General features: G+C 30.3%; 16 protein-coding genes. 9 read left to right on the top strand and 7 right to left on the bottom strand.

Going from position 1 to position 18,536, the window contains the following annotated elements; genetic code table 11:
* The first annotated feature begins 2 nt into the window (after window positions 1-2).
* Both MED152_RS06495 and MED152_RS06500 read left to right on the top strand, forming a co-directional pair.
* Window positions 3-1,037, top strand: coding sequence for an alkane 1-monooxygenase (locus MED152_RS06495; RefSeq protein ID WP_015481061.1), 1,035 nt, complete (start codon window positions 3-5; stop codon window positions 1,035-1,037).
* A 7-nt stretch (window positions 1,038-1,044) separates the two neighbouring features.
* Window positions 1,045-1,782, top strand: coding sequence for a nitroreductase family protein (locus MED152_RS06500; protein WP_015481062.1), 738 nt, complete (start codon window positions 1,045-1,047; stop codon window positions 1,780-1,782).
* An 8-nt stretch (window positions 1,783-1,790) separates the two neighbouring features.
* On the opposite strand, the gene MED152_RS06505 is transcribed toward MED152_RS06500, so the two are convergent.
* The gene (locus MED152_RS06505; RefSeq protein ID WP_015481063.1) at window positions 1,791-4,172 is read right to left on the bottom strand and encodes a penicillin acylase family protein; all 2,382 of its coding nucleotides are present in this window, start codon (window positions 4,170-4,172) and stop codon (window positions 1,791-1,793) included.
* Between the two features lie 73 nt (window positions 4,173-4,245).
* On the opposite strand from MED152_RS06505, the gene MED152_RS06510 reads away from it, so the two are divergent.
* Genes MED152_RS06510 through galE form a run of 3 tightly spaced genes read left to right on the top strand, consistent with a single transcriptional unit; the run spans window position 4,246 to window position 6,772 of the window.
* Complete coding sequence (locus MED152_RS06510; RefSeq protein WP_041383436.1) at window positions 4,246-5,409, top strand: DegT/DnrJ/EryC1/StrS aminotransferase family protein; 1,164 nt, start codon at window positions 4,246-4,248, stop codon at window positions 5,407-5,409.
* Window positions 5,410-5,418: 9 nt separating this feature from the next.
* Window positions 5,419-5,751 (top strand): hypothetical protein, encoded by a 333-nt coding sequence (locus tag MED152_RS06515; RefSeq protein WP_015481065.1) that lies wholly within the window; start codon window positions 5,419-5,421, stop codon window positions 5,749-5,751.
* A gap of 7 nt (window positions 5,752-5,758) precedes the next feature.
* On the top strand, window positions 5,759-6,772 hold the full coding sequence (gene galE / locus MED152_RS06520) for a UDP-glucose 4-epimerase GalE (RefSeq protein WP_015481066.1): 1,014 nt from the start codon (window positions 5,759-5,761) through the stop codon (window positions 6,770-6,772).
* A 64-nt stretch (window positions 6,773-6,836) separates the two neighbouring features.
* Here galE and MED152_RS06525 read toward each other — a convergent pair whose 3' ends face one another.
* From MED152_RS06525 to MED152_RS06540, 4 genes are all read right to left on the bottom strand, one after another.
* Window positions 6,837-7,379: a DUF2911 domain-containing protein gene (locus tag MED152_RS06525; RefSeq protein WP_015481067.1), complete on the bottom strand. Its 543-nt coding sequence runs from the start codon at window positions 7,377-7,379 to the stop codon at window positions 6,837-6,839.
* Between the two features lie 190 nt (window positions 7,380-7,569).
* Entirely contained in the window at window positions 7,570-9,681 is a 2,112-nt protein-coding gene (gene feoB / locus MED152_RS06530) for a ferrous iron transport protein B (protein ID WP_015481068.1), read from the bottom strand.
* Complete coding sequence (locus tag MED152_RS06535; RefSeq protein ID WP_015481069.1) at window positions 9,681-9,911, bottom strand: FeoA family protein; 231 nt, start codon at window positions 9,909-9,911, stop codon at window positions 9,681-9,683. Before MED152_RS06535 ends, feoB begins: the two co-directional genes overlap by 1 nt.
* Window positions 9,912-10,007: 96 nt before the next feature.
* The gene (locus MED152_RS06540; RefSeq protein ID WP_015481070.1) at window positions 10,008-10,688 is read right to left on the bottom strand and encodes an SCO family protein; all 681 of its coding nucleotides are present in this window, start codon (window positions 10,686-10,688) and stop codon (window positions 10,008-10,010) included.
* A gap of 170 nt (window positions 10,689-10,858) precedes the next feature.
* On the opposite strand from MED152_RS06540, the gene rseP reads away from it, so the two are divergent.
* Complete coding sequence (gene rseP / locus MED152_RS06545) at window positions 10,859-12,205, top strand: RIP metalloprotease RseP (protein ID WP_015481071.1); 1,347 nt, start codon at window positions 10,859-10,861, stop codon at window positions 12,203-12,205.
* A 287-nt stretch (window positions 12,206-12,492) separates the two neighbouring features.
* Here the strand turns inward: rseP and MED152_RS06550 are convergent, their stop codons facing one another.
* Together MED152_RS06550 and MED152_RS06555 are read right to left on the bottom strand one after the other, a co-directional pair.
* Window positions 12,493-13,338, bottom strand: coding sequence for a cupin-like domain-containing protein (locus MED152_RS06550; RefSeq protein WP_015481072.1), 846 nt, complete (start codon window positions 13,336-13,338; stop codon window positions 12,493-12,495).
* Window positions 13,339-13,455: 117 nt separating this feature from the next.
* The gene (locus MED152_RS06555) at window positions 13,456-15,276 is read right to left on the bottom strand and encodes a TonB-dependent siderophore receptor (protein WP_015481073.1); all 1,821 of its coding nucleotides are present in this window, start codon (window positions 15,274-15,276) and stop codon (window positions 13,456-13,458) included.
* Window positions 15,277-15,343: 67 nt separating this feature from the next.
* Between MED152_RS06555 and MED152_RS06560 the strand changes: the two genes are divergently transcribed.
* From MED152_RS06560 to MED152_RS06570, 3 genes are read left to right on the top strand one after another with little or no spacing between them, the layout of a single operon-like run.
* Entirely contained in the window at window positions 15,344-16,852 is a 1,509-nt protein-coding gene (locus MED152_RS06560) for a PLP-dependent aminotransferase family protein (protein ID WP_015481074.1), read from the top strand.
* Window positions 16,853-16,890: 38 nt separating this feature from the next.
* Window positions 16,891-17,325 (top strand): LexA family transcriptional regulator, encoded by a 435-nt coding sequence (locus MED152_RS06565; RefSeq protein WP_015481075.1) that lies wholly within the window; start codon window positions 16,891-16,893, stop codon window positions 17,323-17,325.
* Window positions 17,326-17,334: 9 nt separating this feature from the next.
* Window positions 17,335-18,456: an aspartyl protease family protein gene (locus MED152_RS06570; protein ID WP_015481076.1), complete on the top strand. Its 1,122-nt coding sequence runs from the start codon at window positions 17,335-17,337 to the stop codon at window positions 18,454-18,456.
* The last annotated feature ends 80 nt before the right edge of the window (window positions 18,457-18,536 follow it).

Below are 18,536 nucleotides of genomic sequence, written 5' to 3' on the forward strand. Positions count from 1 at the left end.
AAATGAAAGCCCTAAAATACTTTACTATTTTAATTCTACCTTTAGTAGTCTTTATTTCTTTTACAAACAAAGGTTGGTTAACGTATTTACCAGCACTTGTTTTCTTTGGCTTGGTTCCTTTACTAGAATTTTTTATTAGACCAAATACTTACAATTTTACCAAAGAAGAAGAAAAAATTGAAAAAGAGAACAAACTTTACACTTACCTATTGTATGCGACTTTACCAATACAAATTGGGTATTTATTATTCTTTTTTTATGCTATTCAAGAACCAAATCTTACCAACTCAGAAATATTTGGCCGAATTTTTGGAATGGGAATTATGTGTGGAGTAATTGGCATTAATGTTGGGCATGAACTAGGTCATAGAAATGAAAGAGTTGGAGAGTTTATTGGAGAAATTTTATTGCTTACCTCATTAAACACTCACTTTTTACCTTATCATAATGGTGGTCATCATTATAATGTAGCAACACCAAAAGATGCTGCCACTGCTAGAAAAAATGAAATTTTATTTTTTTTCTGGATTCGCTCTCATTTTACAAGTTATTTTCAAGCTTGGCAATTAGAAAATAAAAGAATGAAAAGTTTAAATAGATCTTGGTTTCATCATCAGAACAGAATGGTTGTCTATACATTTTGCAACATAATTCTTTTAGCACTTATCTATTTTATTTTTGGCCTCTTTGTGCTATTTGCATTTATAGCTGCAGCTGTAGTTGGTATTCTTTTGTTAGAAACTGTAAATTACATAGAGCATTATGGCTTATTACGTAAAAAGAATACTCATGGCAGATATGAGCGTGTGAAAAGAAATCATTCTTGGAACAGCAACCATCAAGTGGGTCAAGTATTACTTTTTAATCTATCCAGACATTCAGACCATCATTATAATGGCTCTAAGCATTACCAATTGTTAAAATCATTACCAGAAAGTCCGCAAATGCCAACAGGTTATCCAGGTATGATGTTACTTTCATTTTTACCTCCAGTTTGGTTTTGGGTAATGAATAAAAAATTAAACAAGTTATCATAAACACTTTATGAATCAAGAAAAAACAGTGTCTGAAGCTATAAGCTACAGAAGATCAGTACGAATTTATGATGCTAATAAACCCATACAAACTGCAATTGTAAAGAAATGTTTAGAGCAAGCTGCTTTAGCACCTAACAGTAGTAATATGCAACTGTGGGAATTTTACCACATTACTTCTAAAGATATTATCGCTAAAATTGCTCCCTTTTGTTTTAATCAAAATGCAGCAAAAACGGCACAGCAATTAGTCATTTTTGTTACGCGAAAAGACTTATGGAAAGAAAGATCAAAAGCCAATTTAAAGTTTATTGATAAAAATTTTGGAGCAAATAATCCAAAAGAAAAACAAACAAGTAGAGAAAAAACAGCTAGAAATTACTATGGTAAAATAATCCCTTTTGCCTATGCAGATTTTCTAGGAATTTTAGGATTTCTAAAGTTTATTATGGTTACTATAATTGGTTTTTTTAAGCCTATTTATAGACAAGTTCGAAAAAGCGATATGAGAATTGTAGCTCATAAAACTTGTGGATTAGCTGCAGAAAACTTTATGATTTCTATGGCTGCAGAAGGTTATGATACTTGCCCTATGGAAGGGTCAGACACTTTACGAGTTAAAAATTTATTAGGTTTACCTTCTGGAGCTGAAATTAACATGATTGTATCATGTGGAATTAGAGATCCAAAAGGGGTTTATGGAGAGCGATTTAGAATTCCTTTTGAAGAAATTTACAAAGAAGTTTAGCAAGTAAATTACTGCTTTGGTTTTAATATCAAAACATTTTTGCTTTTCTTTATTTCTTCTTCATTCAAACTCATTTTTACAAACTCACCATCTACAAATTTCTGAGCTTGATCTTTATAATGATCACTAAACACATTACCTGATTGACCTGTTGGTAAAATTGCAGAACTGTTCTCTATATCAGAAAAGTCAATAACTCTTCTTGTTGATGGGCCAGCAGTAATTTTGTAAACTCCTGTGCTATCTAATTGAAAAATTTGATTGTTAATTACTTCATTACCTCCAATAGTTTCAAAAGGCCCAACATTAAAGATTGACCTTAAAACACCTCCAGCTTTACCAATGGCATGTTCATGTTCTAAAGAAATGACTCTTTTCCACATCCAATTATCTACATTTTCTCCTAGCTGATTTTCTAAGAACGAGTATGCACTTAAAAACGAATTGGTAATAATTTCGTTTCTAGTTTCTGTGTTGTTTTTAGTCGTTACATTATCCCACCAAATAGATTCTTCTCTATTAATTTGAATTGGCAAGGCCTGATCTTGTAATTGAGAATTAATAAATAAAGTAAAACTATCTCCTAATTCATCTTTGTAAGTAGCCGCTAAAACCTCATATAAAAATCGATTGTAAATGGTTGGTGCTATTGCTGTTTTTTGATAATCTCCATTCCAACTTTCCAAAATGGAAAGCGCTTTTTTTTGTGATGCAGATAATTCTTCTCTATTTACGTTTTGTAATAAATCTTTAGCAATATCAGAAACAGTTGCAGATTGCACATCATATATCATTTGCTCAACATCCTGCTTTGTAAAATCGTTTTTTTGATTTAATAACGTTGTTATTCTTTTTGCTCTGTCTTGAGGCTGATAATACCCTGGATACAATTTACCTCTCACTGAATCTGGCTGATTATTTGCAGAATATACATAGTTCCAAGAAGGATTTATAGCCTGAGGGTTTTCATCAAATGGCAAAAATTCGGTGATCTCATCATTACCAGAAGCACCATCTAAATACAATTTAGAAGATAAACTATCTCTAAGTTGATATAATTTTGCAGAAGCAAACCATGCTATATTTCCTGTGGCATCTCCATACATTACGTTTAAACCAGGAGCATGAATTTTTGAAACAGCAGTTCTAAAACTATTTAAAGAGTTTGCATGAGACATTTCGTAAGAAACATCTAATTGCTCATTGTCTAATTGAGTATATAACCAATGCATAGCAATTGGTCTATCATCGTTCATATGAGATATTATGCCATTCATAATTGGCCCATGTTTAGAAACTTTTACACTAAAAGTGGTATCAGCCTCATCTTTAATTTTTATTGTTTTAGAACGTAATGCATAAGATTTGTAACCATTTGATGTTTTGTATTGATTCTCATCATCAACTTTATTCTCTTCTATATAAAAGTTTAAATCATCATTAGCCAACATAGTTAAACCATAGGCATATTCTCTATTATGCCCTAAAAGTGGAAATGGCATTAATGCTATGTTAAAACCATAAATTTCAAAATCTGGAGTTTTTATATGATTTTCGTACCAAACTGAAGGTTGCGAAAATCCTATATGAGGATCATTAGCAAACAAAACTTTACCATTTTTAGTTTTTTCTGGTGCTATTACCCAAGAATTGCTACCTATAAAAGTAGAAACAGGTAATTTATCCATCAACTTACTTACAGCTGCAGAAAGTTCGCCTTTAATTTCATTGGTTTCATACTTGTTAATGGTAAGATCATTTAAATCGGTTGTCATTATTTCATTGAAATAAGCATCACCTAATTTCTCTTTAATTTCGGTTAAAAGCGGATCTGTTTTATGTGCAACTGCAAAACTAAAAGCCATATAACCAAACACATTATACACATCTTTTATGGTGTAATTTTCTTTTTCTACACCTACTAAGGAAAACTCTAAAGGTGTTTTACCTTCATTAATAAATTGATTAATACCATTTAAATAAGCCTGAGTTAATCTATAAGGTTCACTGTTCTTATCTAAAGCTGCAATAGATTTTTCAGCAGCCTCTTCTATACCTAAACCAGCAAAAAACACATCAGTCTTCAGTAAATCTTTTCCAAAAATTTCAGACAATCTACCAGCAGCAATTCTTCTTATAAGCTCCATTTGCCACAATCTGTCTTGTGCATGCACATAGCCTAAAGCTGTGTAAGCATCTTGCTGATTTTGAGCCTCAATATGTGGCACACCAACTTCATCAAAATAAACTGTTACTTCATCTGATAAATTTTCTAATTCTAATTCTCCTGAATAATCTGGATAATAAGTTCTAGAATACAACCATGCACCAACTGCAATTAGCACAATTAATAGAAGAATAATTTTTAGGCTCTTTTTAATAAAATTCATTTGAAAATTTTTGATGTAGCCAAAGATAAAATAATTATGTTGTATTTTTGATACACTAACAATTTGATGATTTATGAATAAAATTCAAATGGTTGATTTGCAAAAGCAATATCAACAAATAAAAGATGCTGTAGACAACTCTATTCAAGATGTTTTAAACTCATCTTCATATATAAATGGCCCATTAGTTAAAGAATTTCAAAAAGATTTAGAAGCCTACTTAAATGTAAAACATGTAATTCCTTGTGCAAACGGAACAGATGCTTTGCAAATAGCGATGATGGGTTTAGGTTTAGAGCAAGGTGATGAAGTAATTACTGTAGATTTTACATTTGCAGCCACTGTAGAAGTTATTGCACTTTTAAAGTTAACTCCTGTTTTGGTAGATGTTGACAAAGAAACATTTAATATTGATATTGAAGCGTTAAAAAAAGCTATTACACCAAAAACAAAGGCGATTGTACCTGTACATTTATTTGGACAAGTTGCAAATATGGATGCTATTTTAGAAATCGCTAAAGAGCATAATCTTTTTGTTATTGAAGATAATGCGCAAGCAATTGGTGCTAATTATACGTTTAAAGATGGCTCGCAGCAAAAAGCAGGAACTATTGGAGATGTAGGTACAACATCATTTTTTCCATCTAAAAACTTAGGTTGTTATGGAGATGGAGGTGCAATTTTCACCAATAATGATGATTTAGCGCATACCATTCGTGGAATTGTAAATCATGGAATGTATGAACGTTATTATCATGATGTTGTTGGTGTAAATTCAAGATTAGACTCAATACAAGCTGGAGTTTTAAAAGCAAAACTTCCTCATTTAGATACCTATTGTAATGCTAGAAGAAATGCAGCTCGTTTTTACAATAAAGCTTTTGCAAATCATTCAGCAATAATTACACCTACTGCACAATCAAACAAAACAGCTAATTGTGGACAAATTTGTGATGTTTGTGATTGCCACGTTTTTCATCAATATACTTTGCAAATTACAAATGGACAAAGAGATGCTTTGCACAAACATTTATTGAGCAAAGAAATACCAAATGCTATTTATTATCCTGTTGCTTTACATGCTCAAAAAGCATATAAAGACGACAGATATAATGAAGAAGATTTTCCTGTAACCAATGATTTGATAAAAACAGTAATTTCATTACCTATGCACACAGAGCTAGAGGAAGATCAATTACAATTTATAACAAACACAATTTTAGATTTTTTAAACTAAATTCAAAAGATGTCAAAATATAAAGACCAACTTGAATATAGCAAGAAGTCTTTAAATAAAATTTATTACATAAATATTCCAATAAGTATTATTGTAGGGATTTTATATTCTATTTATTCACCTTATTTACCAGGAAGAAAAGGAAGACCTCCAATGATAGAGAGAATGGAATACTCAGATGCTGTTTTACAGTCTGCTTTTATATTTTTCTCAATACTTTTAATAAGCTTCTATTTGATAATTTCTAGGAAAAGGAATAAGATAAATGAATTAGATAGAAAATTTAAAAATGACATTAAGAATATAAAAGAATACAAATCCGTTTCAAACTTTAAAAACTAATTAACCAATGAAAAAAATTTTAGTAACAGGAGGTCTTGGCTTTATAGGTTCTCATACAGTAGTTGAACTACAAAACGAAGGTTTTGAGGTTGTAATTATTGATGATTTATCGAACACAACCTTATCAGTTTTAGATAGCATTACAGATATTACAGGTGTAAAACCTACCTTTCACAAGGCAGATGTTCGTATTAAAAGTGATATTAAAGCTGTTTTTGATGCTCATGATATTGATGGAGTAATTCATTTTGCTGCCTTTAAAGCAGTTGGTGAAAGTATTGCAAAACCATTAGATTATTACGAAAACAACTTAAGCTCTTTAATTTATATGTTGCAAGAACTTAAAGATCGTAAATTAGATAATTTTATATTCTCTTCTTCCGCAACTGTTTATGGTGAGCCAAATCATTTGCCAATTACAGAAAATGCACCTGTTAAAAAAGCTGAATCTGTTTATGGTAATACCAAAAAAATTGGTGAAGAAATTATCAGAGATTCAAGCAAAGCTTATGGAATAAATGCAATTGCTCTACGTTATTTTAATCCTATAGGTGCACATGAATCTGCTAAAATTGGTGAATTACCTTTAGGTGTACCTCAGAATTTGATTCCTTTTGTTACTCAAACTGCTGCTGGTATTCGTGAACAGTTATCTGTTTTTGGAGATGATTATCCTACAGAAGATGGTACTGCCATTCGTGATTATATTCATGTTGTAGATTTAGCAAAAGCACATATTGCAGCTTTAAAAAGATTAATTAGTAAAAATAATAAAGAGTCTTTTGAGTTTTTTAATATTGGCACAGGTAAAGGTACTTCTGTATTAGAAGTAATCAATACTTTCGAAAAGGTAAACGACTTAAAATTAAATTACAAAATTGTAGGTAGAAGAGATGGAGATGTAATGTCTTGTTACGCAGATACTACAATTGCAAACAAAGAACTAAACTGGAAAACAGAAATTGGGCTTGATGAAGCTTTGCGCTCTGCTTGGAAATGGCAGCAAAAACAATCTGTTTAAAAAGCATAAAAAAACCTCAAAAGCAATAATTACTTTTGAGGTTTATTTTTAAAATAAGATTTTATTATCCTTTTACAGGAACAGAAACTCTTGTTTTTCCCCAACCTAAATGCATCACAGCATTATCATCTTCGCCATTAAAAACAATAGAAAAAGCTTCTAGACTTTTTTTACCTTGAGAAACTTGTGCTTCTACTCTAACAACATCTTCTTTCTGATCGTAGAAATAAGAACCCCATACATTCTTTTGATTACTTAAAATAACAGTCCAATCTCCATCTGTTGGTATTGTAAATAAAGTATAAGTTCCTGCTTTTACCTTTTTATCTCCAAAAACAACATCTTTATAAAAAGTAATTTCTGCTGCTTCGTTTGCTCCAGTTCTCCAAACTTTTCCTTGAGGAGCTAATTTATCTAAAGATCTACCTTTTAACTGAGGTCTACTGTAAATCACTTTTACTAATTTGTCTGCTTCTCTCCAGTTAGAAGGATAGGATGCTGCATCCATAGGACTTACATCCATCTTTGGAAAATCTTGTGCAGTAACTTCTGTAGATGAAATTAAGGCGATTGTAAAAATTGCGATTGATAAAATTGCTTTTTTCATGTTTCTATATTTTAATTATTGTTTTACTTCTGTCAATCAAAGTTAAGAATCCTTGCAAAAAAAACTTACGTTTTTTAATGGCAATTGCAGTCTGAACTGCATCCTTTAGATTGTTTTGTTGGTAATATGTATTTTTTCACTAAAAATAATAGTGCAAAAGCCAGTAAAATGTATACTATAATTTCTTGCATTAACTTAATATTTGATAGGTTAATAAAGAGGAAACATAGGCTAGAACCGCCATTCCAAATAATTGAATTAACGGCCATTTCCAAGTTTTAGTTTCACGTTTAACAATGGCTAATGTTGCCATACACTGCATAGCAAACGCATAAAAAACCATTAATGACATACCTACAGGAAAATTAAATCGTTTTTTACCTGTATCAGGATTTATTTCTGAAGCCATTTTTTGTTTAATGGTAGTAGTATCTTCATCATCTGCTCCAACACTATAAATGGTAGCTAAAGTTCCTACAAAAACTTCACGAGCTGCAAAAGAGGTAATTAAAGCAATACCAATTTTCCAATCATAACCTAAAGGTTTAATTGCTGGTTCTATAGATTTACCCAACATACCTATATATGATTTCTCTAATTTTGCTGATGCTATTTTTTGTTGAATTTCTTCTGTATTTAAATTCTGATTTTCAACTTTAGCAACTACAGTTTGTTCTGCGTTTTTAAATTCCTCTCCTCCATTTGATGCCAAAAACCAAAGTATTACAGATAATGCTAAAATAATTTTACCTGCACCTAATACAAAGGCTTTCGTTTTTTCTACCACTTCATAAAATACGTTTTTAAATGAGGGTAGTTTATAGTTTGGCATTTCTACTACAAAAAATGATCTTGATTTTATTTTTAGTGTTTTGTTTAAAATGTAAGCACCTAATATTGCAGAAGCAAAACCTAGCGCATACAACAGCAACAATACCAAACCTTGTAAGTTTAAAAAACCTAGAATTTTAGTATCAGGAATTATAAGTGCTATTAAAATTGCATAAACTGGCAAACGTGCTGAACAAGTTGTAAAAGGTGTTACTAAAATAGTAATTAAACGTTCTTTCCAATTAGAAATAGTTCTTGTAGCCATAATTGCAGGTATAGCACAAGCTGTTCCTGAAATTAACGGAATTACACTTTTTCCATTCATTCCAAATCGTCTCATAATTTTATCCATTAAAAAAACAACACGACTCATGTAACCAGTTTCTTCTAAAATGGCTACAAACAAGAATAAAATTGCAATTTGAGGTATAAAAATCACGACACCACCAATTCCTGGTATAATACCTTCTACTAATAAATCTGTTAAAACACCAACAGGTAATCTATTTCTAGTAAAGTTGGCTAACTCTGCAAAAACACCATCAATAAAATCCATTGGCACAGATGCAATGTCAAATATCGATTGAAAAATTATCAATAAAATCAGAAAGAAAATAGCATACCCAAATATTTTATGAGTAAAAATTTTATCTAGTTTACTTCGTAAATCTTTGGCCTTAGATTTATCTACAATATAGGTTTTCTTTAAAATTTTATTAATTTCTTGATACCTATAAATAGTTTCTTTGTGTTGGTATTTCTTTAATTTAGGCACATCTTGCTTAAAAGCTAAAAGCTTTTCTTTTTCTTCTTTTGTAATGGTATCTGGATAGTTATTTTGAGTTACCATTAACCATAATTCATATAGCGAATAATTTGGACTAATCTTTTTAAGATTTTCAAAATAATCTGGATCTATCTTAGAATTTATTCCACAAAGAGGAGATGCTTTAGCTGCCACATGACAACGAATAATGGCTTCTTTAACTTCTTGAATTCCTTCGTTCTTTCTTGCACTTATTAATACAACTTCTGTATTTAATTCTTTTTTTAAGAGTGATAAATCAATAGAAATACCTTTTCTATTCATTTGATCTACCATATTTATGGCCAATACAGTAGGTATTTCTAAATCTTTAATTTGCGAAAAAAGTAACAGATTACGCTTTAAATTTTCTACATCTGCAACCACTAAAATAACATCTGGAGATTCTTTAATATCTTTCTTAAGCAATGTTTTTAAAACAATACTTTCATCTAAAGAAGTAGGATTAATGCTGTATGTACCAGGTAAATCTGTAATTATGGCATTTTGAGTAGCAGACAATTTACTTTTACCTAGTTTCTTATCTACAGTAACACCAGGATAATTACCTACCTTTTGATTTAAACCTGTAAGTTGGTTAAAAAGCGAAGTTTTACCAGTATTAGGATTACCAATTAAAGCAATTTTTATATCGTTTTTAGACATTAAATTTCGCTTTTAAGAATTTGAATAATTGCTGCAGTTTCTTTTCTAATGGCCAAATGACTACCATTTACACAGATGTAAATTGGATCTTTTAAAGGAGCTTGTTGTATTAGCTCTACTTCTGCCCCAGGCAAGCAACCCATTTCTAACAATTTTAATGGAATTATCTCTAAAGACTCTTCAGATATATAACCAATTTCTCCAACATTTAAAGATGCAATTGTATTCAAAAGTATATTTTTATTTGGTTAACAAAGATAATACTTTAGAATGAGTCTAAACAACTTGTTTGAATGATTTTTAAAATAAAGAATTATAAAATAACATTACTTATTTTCATACTCTTCTTTAAGCAAAACCATATCGTCTTTCAACTTTTGCATATCCTCTTTATTAGTGCCATCATAATAGCCTCTAATTCTTCTTTCTTTATCAATGAGCACAAATTGTTCCGTATGAATAAAATCATCTTCACCTCCATCACCATCTTCAATTACAGCAAAATAACTTTTTCTTGCTAAATCGTAAATGTGTTTTTTAGCACCAGTAGTTACATTCCATTTACCATCAATAACCCCTTTATTTATAGCATACTCTTTTAAAACAGGAACACTATCCATAACTGGAGTTACAGAATGGCTTAGAAACATTATATCATTATCATTCTTATAATATTCTTGTAGCTCATTCATATTGTAAGCCATAGCTACACAAATATTTGTACATCTTGTAAAGAAAAAATCTGCGATATAGATTTTGCCCTTATAATCTTTTTGAGTGATAATTTTGCCATTTTGATTTATCAACTCAAAATCAGCAATAGTATGATCTTTTGTTATGTGCTTAATAGATTCATGCACCAAACTAGGATTTACATCTGAAGGGCTGTATACTTTTAATTTCTTATCTACCTTTAACAAATGATAAAAAACAGGTACTGTAACTGCAGAGAAAACAACTAAGAAAATTAGAGTGGCCTTACTTTTTTTAAAAAAATTTAAATCCATAAAAAGTGTATCTTTTGCAAATTTACGGCTTAAAAAAATGCAAAAAAAGTACTCTTTAAGTTATTAGGCTTAAAAGTCTGTTAATTTGCAATATCAACTTTTAAGATTACTTTTTAAACTCTCTTTAATAATGTACCTTTGTCAGTTATACAATTAAGCGTTATTACTGAATGGAAATATTAATAAAAGCATCACAATTTATATTAAGTTTATCTTTATTGATTGTTTTGCACGAATTGGGGCACTTTATCCCTGCAAAATTATTTAAAACACGAGTAGAAAAATTCTATTTATTCTTCGATTATAAATTTTCTTTATTTAAGAAAAAAGTTGGTGAAACTGTTTATGGTATTGGCTGGATTCCTTTAGGAGGTTATGTTAAAATCTCTGGAATGATAGATGAAAGTATGGATACTGAGCAAATGAAACAACCAGCTCAACCTTGGGAGTTTAGATCAAAACCAGCTTGGCAACGTTTAATTATTATGTTAGGTGGTGTTTTTGTAAACTTTGTACTTGGTATTTTTATATACATTATGCTAATGTATTCTTATGGAGAGCAATATTTACCTAATGATAATTTAAAAGATGGTGTTTGGGTACAAGATTCTTTGGCCATGAATTTAGGTTTAAAAACAGGTGATAAAATACTTTCTGTAGATGGTCAAAAAGTTAAGAAATTTTCTGGCTTATCTTTAGAGTTTATTAATGGTAATAACTTCGAAATTGAAAGAGAAGGTCAGGTTATTGACAAAAAAATTCCTACTGATTTTATTTCTCAATTGATGGATAGAGGAAAAGATGTTGGCCCATTTTTATACCCGCGTTTTCCTTTTGTAATTGGTAAAATCTCAGATGATTCACCAAATGTGAGTTCGGAATTACAAGAAAAAGACATAGTTACAAGTGTAAATGGCACCCCTTTAAAATATTATGATGAAGCTAAAGCTGTATTATCTAACTACAAAGGACAAGAAGTTACAGCAACTGTGATTAGAGAAAAAGTTGAAAAGGAAATAACACTGCAAGTAACGAATGATGGTAAACTAGGTGTTGTTTTTACAACTTTACCTTTGTCAGATTTAGAAAAATTAGGGTATTATGATTTAGCAAATATAGAATACTCTTTTTCTGAGGCTATACCTGCTGGTTTTAACAAATCTTGGAAAACCTTAACAGATTACGTAAAACAATTAAAAAAGATATTCAACCCAAGTACAGGAGCTTATAAAGGCTTAGGAGGATTCATTTCTATAGGAAGTATTTTTCCTGATGAATGGAGTGCAGAATCTTTTTGGAATATAACTGCATTTTTATCTATTATGTTAGGTTTTATGAATCTTTTACCAATACCAGCTTTAGATGGTGGTCATGTTGTATTTACGCTTTGGGAAATGATTACAGGTAAAAAACCTGGAGATAAATTCTTAGAGTATGCACAATTGGTAGGTTTTGTATTGCTTATTGCCCTGCTACTATTTGCTAATGGTAATGATATTTTTAGGCTACTCAAATAAACTAGATAGTAAAAATTAAAAAAGCCTCGCAAATTGCGAGGCTTTTTTTTTAAACTCTTAGAGACCTATTAATCACAGAAAAGTATGTGTAATTGGTATTGCACTTATCACAAGCATAACTTTTTGTACCTGGTATTAATTTAACCATTGGCTTACGTCTCATTCTGTGCCTAGACACAGATTTACATCTTGGACAGGCTTTCATTGATTAGGTAATTTTTTGATTAGCGAAAACCAAATGTACTTAAAATCAATGGTATATGTAGAATTATTTATTAAATTAATCTTTATTTAATGATGGCTTGCTCATTTTTCCAATCTATCCATTTTTGGCCTTTTACTTTTCTCATGATATTATCTATAGTTCTCATCACAAAAATATTGTATATGGCTTTACCCAAGTTTTTAGGGTTTCTGGCAATTGCTCTTAGACTCATTGAAAAACCAGGTGTAATGTATTTCATATAATGCCAATATCCTTCAGGCATGTATAATACTTGTCCATGCTCTAAATGGGTAGTATACCCTTTAGCATTTTTAAGATTTGGCCACTTCTCAAAATCTGGATTAGAAAAGTTAATATCTTCTCTTGTAATCAACGAATATGGTATTTTGTAAAGATGTTTGTTTTGCTTCTGATCAAATAGAATAACCTCTTTTTTACCTTCAAAATGGAAATGAAAAATATTAGCTAAATCTATATCATAATGCATAAACGTGTAAGAATCTGTACCTCCAAAAAATAACATTGGTAAACCTTTCATTAGGCGTAAACCAAAATCAGGAAACTTATAATCTTTTTGCAATGCAGGCACTTCTTTTAAAACATTCCATAAAAAAATTCTAAATTTTGTAGGTTCTCTTTTTAATAAATCTACATATTCAGACATTTTCATTTTTGCATGTGGCTCGTTAAAACCGTCTTTAAAATCTACTGGTCTATCATCATATAAAGGTACAGTTTTATCGCCTGCAACTTCTTTCATATAGTCTAAAGACCATTTAGAAAATGCTGGCCAATCTTCTATAAACTTTTCAATAACCACAGGTTTTTGTGGTTTAAAATAATTTTTAAGAAAGTCTTCTTTTGTGATTGTCTGTACTCTATCTATTTGAGATAAGTTTAAACTCATACTGCATCTAATTGAACTGCAAAGTTAAGAAAAGGTAAAGGAAATATTAAACAAAAATAAACCATCAACTTTATAATAAAGCTGATGGTTTAAACAATGAAGTTTATAAAACCTTAGTTATAGGTTATAGCGTAAACCAAAAAGTATGTTGCTTGGTGGCATAGGTACAAAACCACTTTCTATGTATTCAGCATCGAAAATATTATTAGCTGTAATTGTAAAACTAAATTTATTTACGTCTAAAATAATAGAAGCATCCCATACATTGTAACTCTGACCTGTAGTTCTTTCTGCATGTTTATACATTATATTTTGTCTTAAGTTCTTAAAGAAAGAGGTAGACAATTGTGTAATAAATTGATGTCTTAAAGTATTTAAAGAATAACGAGATAAGTCTGAGTTTTGATCTATAATATCATCTTCTAAATAAGAGTAACCTACTTTTAAACTTTGATTAAAATCATTTAGTTTAAATAAATAAGTAGCATCAAACTCTAAACCTTTGGTGTTTACCTCTGCAATATTGGTTGCTGTAAATACACCTGTTGCAGTATCTGGTCTAATATAATCTATTAAATTATCTGAATCTCTATTGAAAATAGCAAACGATGCAAAAAAGTTGTTCCCATTAAATTTTACTCCTAATTCTTGAGCGAATGCACTTTCTGGTTCTAAATCAGGATTACCAGAAGTTGCAGGATCTGAATAATACAAATCTGTATATGTTGGCACTCTATAAGTATAACCAACATTACCATAAGCTTTAAAGTTATCAGAAATCTGAATTCCTAAATCTAAACCAGGAAAAGCATTAAAATCGAAGTCAGAAAAATAAGTTACAGCCACACCTGGTGTAAGATCTATATTATCTCCTATTTTAAATCTGTGCTCTAAAAAGAAATTAGCTAAAGTTCTGTTTCTATCTCCTAAGTTATTACTGCTAATTGAAAAACGAGAAACATCGATACCAAAACCTGTAATACCTAAACTAGATGTATATGATACATTAGTTTCTACCCCGATTTTATTGGTAATGTGCAAATTTCTAAAAAAACTAGGATCATCTCTTTTTAACAAGAAAATATCTTGACCTCTTCTCCAATAGATTCTTGGTTTTATTTTAAAATTACCTGTATTAAACGTAGTAGAAAAACCAACTAAACTATTCTGAGTTTCTTCATACTCATTCCAAGCAGGATTTGTAGTATAAAAGTTTTCTGCACCAAATTTCTTATCAAAAAAAGTAGCAATCATTTCTATAGGTTGTTTGTTCTTATTGAAAACACCTTTTAGAAAATAATTATAATTGTTATAATCTGAATTGTTTCTATAACCATCAGATGTTAAAGCACCTACGTGTGCAATGAAAGATGAATTTGCAAACTCTTTACCCACAGTTACTGATCCATTTAACTGCCCAAAAGAACCTGCTTCTACATTTGCAGAAACTGTATTTTCTAAATTTTTCTTAGTAACAATATTAATTGCTCCTGTAAATGCATTTTGACCAAAAACTCTTGCTGCTGGCCCTTTTATAATTTCTATTCTCTCAATTACTTCTATTGGTAAAGCTGCATTCATTGTATGGTGCCCTGTTTGTGCATCATCCATTTTTATACCATCTATTAAAAGTAACGTTTGATCAAAACCACCACCTCTAATGTATAAATCTGCTTGGCTACCTGCAGTACCTCTTCTTCTAATATCTACACCTGCTACCAATTGTAAAAGGTCTGCAACATTGGTTGCTGCACTGTTTGCAATGTCTTTGCTAGTAACAATATTTATTGTTCTAGAGTTTTCTTTAAAAGGTAAATCTATTCTTGTTGATGTAATTACAACTTCTTTTAAAGTATCATTTTGTACAATATTCGATTGTGCATTTACAGTTGAAACACTCAACAATACTGCCAGTAATAAGGTTATTCTAAATTTCATAAATCGTTATTTAAATCAACTGCAAAAGTCGTAACTTTACAAGCGCTTAAAATAGTCCGGTTTTTAAATGACAGATAGTCCACTTTTATCAATAATTGAAAAGAATATCAAATTTGATAAATCTAAAACGCAAGCCATTTATATTCAGGCTGCTCAAGATTTTATTGGTCTGTTTCAAAGAAATATCATTTTAGCAAAAACCAAATTACCAGGCACAAGAGCTCTTGCCAAAACTTTACAAATTCATAGAAATACTGCTGTAGCTATCTACGATGAATTGGCCTCTCAAGGCTGGGTAGACATTAAGCCTAACAAAGGGACTTTTGTTACTTCGAAAAAAATAGGTTTCTCTAATAAAAAAAGAAATACTGAATTTGTAGGCAGTTCTAATTTATCAAAAACTACGGGTTTTAACTTTCAAAAATCTTTTCATTTAGCATCAACAGTGCAATTAACAGAAGCTAAATACTCTATAAATGAAGGCAAACCAGATTTACGCTTGCATCCTGTAAATCAATTTACGAGATGGTATAGTGCAGCAATGAAGCGTAAAACATTAATTCAAAAATGGAACAGACCACAAGAAGCCTCTACTTCTATGTTTCAAACTCAGTTATGCAATTATTTAAATGCAACAAGAGGATTGCATGTTAGCCCTAAGAATTTAATTAGTACAAGAAGTACAGAAATGAGTTTATACATTGTTTCTCAACTTTTAATACAGAAAGGCGATGTTGTTTTGGTGGGCGATTTAAGTAACTACGCTTCTAACATGATTTTTCAGCAAGTGGGTGCTCAATTAATTACGATACCTGTGGATGAAGATGGTCTAAATGTAGATTTTATCAGAAAAAATTTTATTAAAAACAGCATTAGATGTGTTTATGTTTGTGCTCATAGAGATTACCCAACAACAAATACATTGAGCGAAAAACGAAGAACAGATTTATTAATGTTAGCAAAAGAATTTGGTTTTGCCATTATTGAAGATGATTTTGATTTCGACTTTCAGTTTGATGGATCTCCTGTTTTACCAATGATAAATTCAGATGAAAACGGATTGGTAATTTATTTGGGGAAACTCGGCCAGTCTTTGTTTCCAAGTTTCCAAACAGGTTTTGTAATTGCACCAGAAAATTTAATACAAGAAGCTAAAAATTATTTGTATTTATTAGATGAGCAAGGAGATTTAATTCAGCAACAAATGCTTTCGGAATTAATTAACGAAGGTGAAATTTATAGGTTGATGCAAAAAAATATCGTCATTTATAAAGAACGAAGGAATTACCTGAATCAACTTTTATCAAAATACTTTCATAAAATTGCAAAGTGGAGCATTCCTGAAGGTGGCTTAGCTCTTTGGCTCACTTTTATAAAACCTATCTCTTTAGTGCAGTTGGCTACAGAAGCTGAAAACAACAATTTATTTTTACCAAAAACCATTCTTTATCAAAATCAAACTACATGTGCAATTCGTTTTGGTTTTGGGCATTTAAATAAAGATGAGTTAAAAATTGTTATTTTAAAACTAAAAGAAGCTTATGTAAATGTGAGTGCCACTATTTTAGTAGAATAAACACCTCAAAATTCAAAGAAAAGTTATAATTTGCATTTATGGAGGCTTTACAACATCTTACTTTTTTTGAACCAGAACAATCGTTGCACGAAGGGGCTGTTTTTATTGACACAGGAATATCTGCTGGTTTCCCTTCAACCACAGAAGATATTGTAGGTGAAAAAATTTCTTTAGACGATACACTCGTAAGAAATAAAGACACTACATTTTATGCTAAAGTAAGAGGCCAATCTATGATAAATGCTGGCTTAAACCATGATGATTTATTAGTAATTGACAGAAGTTTAGAACCTGCAGATAAGAAAATTGCAGTTTGTTATATTGATGGAGAGTTTACAGTAAAACGTTTACGCGTTCAGAAAAACGAAATTTGGTTGCAACCTGAAAATCCAGATTATCCTATTATAAATATTACAGAAGATAACGATTTTATGATTTGGGGCATTGTAACCAACGTAATTAAAAAGGTATAAAATTATAGTATGAAACGTTTTGTATGCCTAATTTTAATACTACTAGCGGTACAAACCAGCAATACTCAAACCTTTCATGACACCATTCCTTTTAGAACTAATTTAGGCCTAATTGTAATTCCTATAAATTTTGACAATCAAGTAAAACATTTTGCCTTTGATACAGGAGCTCAATATTCTGTTGCCTATGGCTGGGCAAAAGAAACTCTAGAAAAAACCAGCAAAACCATTACTATTAGATCTTCTAGTAATTTAAGAAGTAAATTACGATTTTATAAAAGTGGCAAATTTAAAATTGGTAGTAAAACTGTTTCTAATCATCAAATTTTAAATGCTCCAAAAAACGAAATCTTTTCTTGTCATAAAATTGACGGAATTTTAGGTGTAGATGTTATTAAACTATTAAACTGGACTATAGATTACAAAAATAAAGTTTTGGTGATGCATCCTAAAAACTATATGCCCACTGCAGAAGAAGCGTTTTATCCTTTAGATTTTAAATTCACTAAAAATAGACCTTACGTTTTCTTAAATCATAAGCAGAAATATAAACTTAAATTTCTCTTAGATACTGGTGCAGGAAGCTTATCTAATATTTCTAACAATAATTATAACTTAACCAGTTTAGACGATTTACCAACAAAGCAATTTTACTCTGGTAGCTTTGATGTAAATGGAATTTTAACAACCACAAAACCCACCATTTTTAAATTAAAAAATACGACTTCTAAAAACACAGTGCTCTCTCCAGTAATTAGTTATAACAATCAAAAAACTAGTAAAATAGCAAATTCTTTATGGAAAAATAAAAAGCTATTCTTAAGCTTACAAAAAAACCTGCTACTTGTATCTCAAAATAATATTAACCAGAACTACCTAGCCTATTCGTGTTCTATTATGGTTAGAAATGGTAAAATGATAGTTGTAAAATTAGAGAAAGATAGCGAACTATGGAAAATGGGTGTAAGGCAAGGTGATGAAATTTTAAAGTTTAATGGTAAATCTTTTAGCGATTTTTGTGAGTTAGACACCTATCAAAGAAACATAGCAAAAACCGAAAAAAGCTTTGAAATTAAGCTGTTAAACAACCAAAAAGTTGTCATCACAAAAAATGTAGTTTTAGAAGAATAATTTATCTCTTTCGATATTTTATTATTGTTTTTCAATAATTTTAGTATATTTGAAAATATATTAAAACATTTTATATGCTC

Origin of the sequence: Polaribacter sp. MED152, assembly GCF_000152945.2 — a bacterium.
GTDB lineage: Bacteria > Bacteroidota > Bacteroidia > Flavobacteriales > Flavobacteriaceae > Polaribacter.

What these genes read in the sequence shown, in the direction of transcription:
- MED152_RS06500 (WP_015481062.1), top strand. Translation starts at nt 1,045, where the DNA reads ATGAATCAAGAAAAAACAGTGTCTGAAGCTATAAGCTACAGAAGATCA.
- MED152_RS06565 (WP_015481075.1), top strand. Translation starts at nt 16,891, where the DNA reads ATGGAGGCTTTACAACATCTTACTTTTTTTGAACCAGAACAATCGTTG.
- MED152_RS06525 (WP_015481067.1), bottom strand. Translation starts at nt 7,379, where the DNA reads ATGAAAAAAGCAATTTTATCAATCGCAATTTTTACAATCGCCTTAATT.
- MED152_RS06515 (WP_015481065.1), top strand. Translation starts at nt 5,419, where the DNA reads ATGTCAAAATATAAAGACCAACTTGAATATAGCAAGAAGTCTTTAAAT.
- MED152_RS06550 (WP_015481072.1), bottom strand. Translation starts at nt 13,338, where the DNA reads ATGAGTTTAAACTTATCTCAAATAGATAGAGTACAGACAATCACAAAA.
- MED152_RS06505 (WP_015481063.1), bottom strand. Translation starts at nt 4,172, where the DNA reads ATGAATTTTATTAAAAAGAGCCTAAAAATTATTCTTCTATTAATTGTG.
- MED152_RS06555 (WP_015481073.1), bottom strand. Translation starts at nt 15,276, where the DNA reads ATGAAATTTAGAATAACCTTATTACTGGCAGTATTGTTGAGTGTTTCA.
- MED152_RS06510 (WP_041383436.1), top strand. Translation starts at nt 4,246, where the DNA reads ATGAATAAAATTCAAATGGTTGATTTGCAAAAGCAATATCAACAAATA.
- feoB (WP_015481068.1), bottom strand. Translation starts at nt 9,681, where the DNA reads ATGTCTAAAAACGATATAAAAATTGCTTTAATTGGTAATCCTAATACT.
- MED152_RS06560 (WP_015481074.1), top strand. Translation starts at nt 15,344, where the DNA reads ATGACAGATAGTCCACTTTTATCAATAATTGAAAAGAATATCAAATTT.
- MED152_RS06540 (WP_015481070.1), bottom strand. Translation starts at nt 10,688, where the DNA reads ATGGATTTAAATTTTTTTAAAAAAAGTAAGGCCACTCTAATTTTCTTA.
- galE (WP_015481066.1), top strand. Translation starts at nt 5,759, where the DNA reads ATGAAAAAAATTTTAGTAACAGGAGGTCTTGGCTTTATAGGTTCTCAT.
- rseP (WP_015481071.1), top strand. Translation starts at nt 10,859, where the DNA reads ATGGAAATATTAATAAAAGCATCACAATTTATATTAAGTTTATCTTTA.
- MED152_RS06570 (WP_015481076.1), top strand. Translation starts at nt 17,335, where the DNA reads ATGAAACGTTTTGTATGCCTAATTTTAATACTACTAGCGGTACAAACC.
- MED152_RS06495 (WP_015481061.1), top strand. Translation starts at nt 3, where the DNA reads ATGAAAGCCCTAAAATACTTTACTATTTTAATTCTACCTTTAGTAGTC.